6 protein-coding genes are annotated in these 5,014 nt (G+C 66.7%); 4 read left to right on the top strand and 2 right to left on the bottom strand.

The window, feature by feature from the left end:
- From thrC to I5M_RS14270, 4 genes are all read left to right on the top strand, one after another.
- A partial coding sequence (thrC, locus tag I5M_RS14285) for a threonine synthase (RefSeq protein ID WP_022722016.1) occupies window positions 1-1,149 on the top strand: 1,149 nt, incomplete at its 5' end.
- Window positions 1,146-2,435, top strand: a complete 1,290-nt coding sequence (locus tag I5M_RS14280; RefSeq protein WP_022722015.1) for a pitrilysin family protein — start codon at window positions 1,146-1,148, stop codon at window positions 2,433-2,435. The genes thrC and I5M_RS14280, both read left to right, overlap by 4 nt.
- 83 nt (window positions 2,436-2,518) lie before the next feature.
- A complete protein-coding gene (locus I5M_RS14275) occupies window positions 2,519-3,091 on the top strand; it encodes a GNAT family N-acetyltransferase (protein ID WP_031336395.1) in 573 nt (190 codons plus the stop codon).
- Window positions 3,092-3,178: 87 nt separating this feature from the next.
- A complete protein-coding gene (locus I5M_RS14270) occupies window positions 3,179-3,835 on the top strand; it encodes a hypothetical protein (protein WP_031336393.1) in 657 nt (218 codons plus the stop codon).
- 286 nt (window positions 3,836-4,121) lie between these two features.
- On the opposite strand, the gene I5M_RS14265 is transcribed toward I5M_RS14270, so the two are convergent.
- On the bottom strand, window positions 4,122-4,613 hold the full coding sequence (locus I5M_RS14265) for a F0F1 ATP synthase subunit B (protein ID WP_022722013.1): 492 nt from the start codon (window positions 4,611-4,613) through the stop codon (window positions 4,122-4,124).
- Between the two features lie 5 nt (window positions 4,614-4,618).
- Window positions 4,619-5,014 (bottom strand): F0F1 ATP synthase subunit B' (locus I5M_RS14260; protein WP_022722012.1); only part of this gene is annotated, 396 nt, incomplete at its 5' end.

Here is a 5,014-nt window from a genome sequence, read left to right as displayed (position 1 = left end):
CCGCTGCGCCAGACTGCGCCGAGTCAGTTCGTGCTCGAGCTGTTTCATGGCCCGACCTTGGCGTTCAAGGACGTCGCGATGCAGCTGCTGTCGCGGCTGATGGATCACGTCCTGGAGAAACGCAAGCAGCGTACCACGATCGTGGTCGCGACCTCGGGCGACACCGGCGGCGCAGCCGTCGAGGCCTTCGCCAATCTGAACAATGTCGATCTGGTCGTGCTGTTTCCGAACGGCCGGATTTCCGACGTGCAGCGCATGATGATGACGACGTCGGGCGCGGCGAACGTCCATGCGCTGGCGATCGAAGGCCATTTCGACGATTGCCAGGCGATCGTCAAAGGCCTGTTCAATCACCACAAGTTTCGCGACCAGGTGGCGCTGTCCGGCGTTAACTCGATCAACTGGGCGCGCATCGTTGCGCAGGTCGTGTACTACTTCACCTCGGCGGTCGCGCTCGGTGCGCCCGGTCGCGTCGTCGATTTCACCGTGCCGACTGGCAATTTCGGCGACATCTTCGCCGGCTACGTCGCCAAGAAGATGGGCCTGCCAGTGCGCCGGCTGAAGATCGCCGCCAACGTCAACGACATCCTGGTGCGGACGCTGAAGACCGGCATCTACGAAGTCCGCGGTGTCCACGCCACCTCGTCGCCGTCGATGGACATCCAGGTATCGTCGAATTTCGAGCGGCTGCTGTTCGAGGCTTCCGGCCGCGACGCCGCGCTGGTGCGCTCGCTGATGGGCTCGCTGCACCAGTCCGGCCGCTTCGTGCTGCCGGACGCGCTGCTGGCGGCAATTCGCGAGGAGTTCGATGCCGGCCGCGCCGACGAGACCGAAACCGAGGCGGCGATCCGCACGGCCTGGCGCGAGGCCGGTGACCTGATCGACCCGCACACCGCGGTGGCGCTGTCGGTCGCCGATCGCGACACCACCGACGCGGGCGTGCCCAACATCGTGCTGTCGACCGCCCATGCGGCCAAGTTCCCCGACGCCGTCGCGGCCGCCTGCGGCCAGCGCCCTGAACTGCCGGCATGGCTCGACGGACTGATGAGCAAGCCTGAAACTATTCGGGTGCTGCCGCGTGATCAGGTGGCAGTGGAGAATTACGTGCTGTCGGTCAGCCGCGCAGCCAGACAAGGAGCTGTTGGATGACCGTCGACGTCTCGAAGTTGCCCTCCGGGCTGACGGTCGTTACCGACACCATGCCGCATCTCGAAACCGCGGCGCTCGGGGTCTGGACCGGCGTCGGCGGCCGTGACGAGAAACCGGACGAGCACGGCATCTCGCATCTGCTCGAGCATATGGCGTTCAAGGGCACCGCGAAGCGCACCTCGCGCGAAATCGCCGAGGAGATCGAGGCTGTCGGCGGCGATCTCAACGCCGGCACCTCGACCGAGACCACCGCCTACTACGCGCGCGTGTTGAGGGCCGACGTGCCGCTGGCGCTCGATGTGCTCTCCGACATCCTCGCCAATCCGACCTTCGTGCCGGACGAGCTCGAGCGCGAGAAGAGCGTCATCGTCCAGGAAATCGGCGCCTCGCAGGACACGCCCGACGACGTCGTGTTCGAATATCTCAACGAACTCTGCTACCCGGAACAGCCGATCGGCCGCTCGCTGCTCGGCACCGCCAAGACGTTGAAGGCGTTCAATCGCGAGAAGTTGCAGGGCTACCTGCACACCCATTATCGCGGCCCCGAGATGGTGATCGCCGCGGCCGGCGCGGTCGATCACGCCCGCGTCGTCGAGGAGGTCTCGCACCGTTTCGCCAGCTTCGACTCGACGCCGGCGCCCAAGCCGCAGCCGGCGATGTTCGGCGCCGGCGGCAGCAAGGTCGTGCACCGCGATCTCGAACAGGCGCATCTGACGCTGGCGCTCGAAGGCGTGCCGCAGCGCGATCCGTCGCTGTTCAGCCTGCAGGTGTTCACCAACATCCTCGGCGGCGGAATGTCGTCGCGGCTGTTCCAGGAGGTGCGGGAGAAGCGCGGGCTGTGCTACGCGATCTACACTTTCCACGCGCCCTACACCGACACGGGCTTCTTCGGTCTCTACACCGGCACCGATCCGGCCGACGCGCCGGAGATGATGGAAGTCATCGTCGACGTCATCAACGACGCGGTCGATACGCTGACCGAGGCCGAGATCTCGCGCGCCAAGGCGCAGATGAAGGCCGGCCTGTTGATGGCGATGGAAAGCTGCTCGTCGCGCGCCGAGCAGCTCGCCCGCCACATCCTGTCTCACGGCCGGCCGCTGACGGTCGAAGAACTGGTCGGCAAGATCGAAGCCGTCACGATCGATTCGACCCGCGACGCCGCGCGCGCGCTGCTGTCGCGCGGTCGCCCCGCCGTGGTTGCGCTGGGCAGCGGTCGCGGCCTCGATACGGCGGTGGGTTTCGCGGAAGGATTGACACAATCCCGGGCGAAATCGAGCTATCATTGACGCCGAGCGTCGCGCCGCGCTGAGTCCGCAGCCGCCGCGTCGCCTTCGGTGCGTGGGGGAGTGTCGTCGTGGCGCTTTTTTGAATGCCGTCTGCCAGCATGGCTGCCCTGGAGCCGCGGGGCCAGGGGCTGCTGCTGCGCTCGCCGCAATACGCCGACTTCCCCCAATGGGCCGATCTGCGCGAACGCAGCCGCGCCTATCTGACGCCGTGGGAGCCGATCTGGCCGTCCGACGATTTGACCCGCTCCGGTTTCCGCCGCCGGCTGCGGCGTTATTCGGAGGACATCGCGGCCGACCGGTCCTATCCATTTCTGGTGTTTCGCGAGGCCGATGGCGTCCTGGTGGGCGGCATCACGCTCGCCAATGTCCGCCGGGGCATCGTCCAGGCCGGCACCATCGGGTATTGGGTCGGCCAGCCGTTCGCGCACCGCGGTTACATGACGGCGGCGCTGCGGGTGCTGCTGCCGACGCTGTTCGGCGAGCTCAATCTGCACCGCGTCGAGGCCGCCTGTATCCCCACCAACGCGCCCTCGATCCGGGTGCTGGAGAAATGCGGCTTCACCCGCGAGGGGCTGGCTCGGCGCTATCTCTGCATCAACGGCGTCTGGCAGGACCATTTGCTGTTCGGGATGCTGCACGAGGATCTGCGCAGCTGAGGCGCCGTCATCCGCGCCTTTGGATCGCCGGTTTTGCTTTGCTATAAGCGGAGCGGAACTGACCACCTGCTTCAGCCGGGAATCATGATGCACGATGACTTTCAACCCGCGCCGCGCGCACGCCGGCGTCTGCACGTCGCGCACGCTGTGGTGGCCGCTGCGGTCTGCGGCAGCCTGCTGGCGACGCCGGCTTGGTCGCAGTCGATCACCGACCGCTTCAAGAGTCTGTTCGGCGGCTCGTCGCAGTCCGAGAAGCCGCCGACGATCTCTAACGGACCGCCGCAGGACAGCGATCTGACCTGTCCGTCGGTCACCGTACGCAACGGCGCTTCGACCTATGCGGTCGGTCTGCCCGGTAAGGAAGCCAGCGGTGCGGACCTGCGTTTCCAGGCGGTGATCGCCAAGACCGCGCGCGAGTGCAATTTGAGCGGCGGCACCATCACGGCGCGCGTCGGCATCCAGGGCCGCATCATCGCCGGCCCGGCCGGAGCACCATCCGAGGTCGATGTGCCGCTGCGCGTCGCGGTGGTACAGGAAGGCGTGTCGCCAAAGACGATCTTCACCAAGGCCTACCGGACCAGCGTCACGATGAGCGCCGACGGCACGGTGCCGTTCAGCCTGGTGGCCGAAGACATCGTCTATCCGGCCGTCTCGGCCGCCGAAAACGACTCCTACGTGTTCTATGTCGGCTTCGATCCGCAGTCGCTGAAGCCAGAGCCCAGACACCGCAGCAAGCACCGGTAAGCCGAGTAGAAGCGCCTCTTCACCCTCCCCTGGAGGGGGAGGGGCGCTCGCGTCAGCGAGCGGGGTGGGGCGGCGCAGTTACAGGGGTGGCGCTCACCAGCCTTGCTGGCCCTCACAAAGGCAGTGCCTATGGCTCACCCCACCCCGTCCAGCATCCTGCTACGCAGGCTGCTGGCCGACCCTCCCCCTCGAGGGGAGGGTGAAAGTAACGGCGGCCGTGCGACTCAACAAACAAAAAAGCCGGCGCGATTGCTCGCGCCGGCTTTTGATTGGATGACAGCGTCGCTCAGTTGAGCTTGCTGCGGACGTCCTGGATGCCCTTGCCGAGCAGGTCGTCGGCGAGCTGGCCCTTGACCGACTGCGACAGGATCGTCGCGGCGGCATTGACGGCGGCTTCGGCCGCAGCGGCCCGCACGTCGGCGAGCGCCTGAGCTTCGGCCAACGCGATCTTGCTTTCCGCGGTCTTGGTGCGGCGGGCGACGAACTCTTCCAGCTTGGCCTTGGATTCCGCCGCGATCCGTTCGGCGTCGGCCTTGGCGCTGGCGATGATCGCTTCCGCCTCACGTTCCGCCGTGGCGCGGCGGGCGCGATAGTCTGCGAGCAGCTTGGCGGCTTCGTCCTTGAGCTTGCGGGCTTCGTCGAGCTCGGCCTTGATGCGATCGCGGCGGTGGTCGAGAGCCTTCAGCACGGTGCGGTGGACGCCCACATAGGCGAACACGCCCATCAGGATCACGAACGCGACTGCGACCCAGGTCTCTGCGTCAGCGAAGATTTCCATCGATCTCAGCCTTTCAGGGAGGCGTCGACCGCGCCTTCGACAGCCTTGCTGTCCGGCGCGATGCCGGCGAGCTGCTGCACGATGGCGGTCGCCGCATCGGACGCGATGCCGCGAACATTGCCCATCGCCGTCGTGCGAGTCGACGCGATGGTCTTCTCGGCCTCGGCGAGCCGCGTGGCCAGCCGCTCTTCGAGCGTCTTGCGTTCGGCTTCCGCCGCCGCATTCAGCTTTTCACGAGCTTCGGCACCGATCGCCTGGGCCCGCGCACGAGCTTCGGCGAGTTCGGTCTCGTAGGCCTTCAGAGCGTCGTCGGATTCGCCCTTCAGCTTCTGCGCCGCCGCCAGATCACCGTCGATGGTCTTCTGACGCTGGTCGATCACGCCGCCGACTTCGGCAGGGCG

This window comes from Rhodopseudomonas sp. B29 (assembly GCF_000333455.1).
GTDB lineage: Bacteria > Pseudomonadota > Alphaproteobacteria > Rhizobiales > Xanthobacteraceae > Rhodopseudomonas.
The sequence above is the reverse complement of the archived record's forward strand: the minus strand, read 5'-3'. Positions and strand labels throughout refer to the sequence as shown.

What these genes read in the sequence shown, in the direction of transcription:
- I5M_RS14280 (WP_022722015.1), top strand. Translation starts at nt 1,146, where the DNA reads ATGACCGTCGACGTCTCGAAGTTGCCCTCCGGGCTGACGGTCGTTACC.
- I5M_RS14265 (WP_022722013.1), bottom strand. Translation starts at nt 4,613, where the DNA reads ATGGAAATCTTCGCTGACGCAGAGACCTGGGTCGCAGTCGCGTTCGTG.
- I5M_RS14270 (WP_031336393.1), top strand. Translation starts at nt 3,179, where the DNA reads ATGCACGATGACTTTCAACCCGCGCCGCGCGCACGCCGGCGTCTGCAC.
- I5M_RS14275 (WP_031336395.1), top strand. Translation starts at nt 2,519, where the DNA reads ATGCCGTCTGCCAGCATGGCTGCCCTGGAGCCGCGGGGCCAGGGGCTG.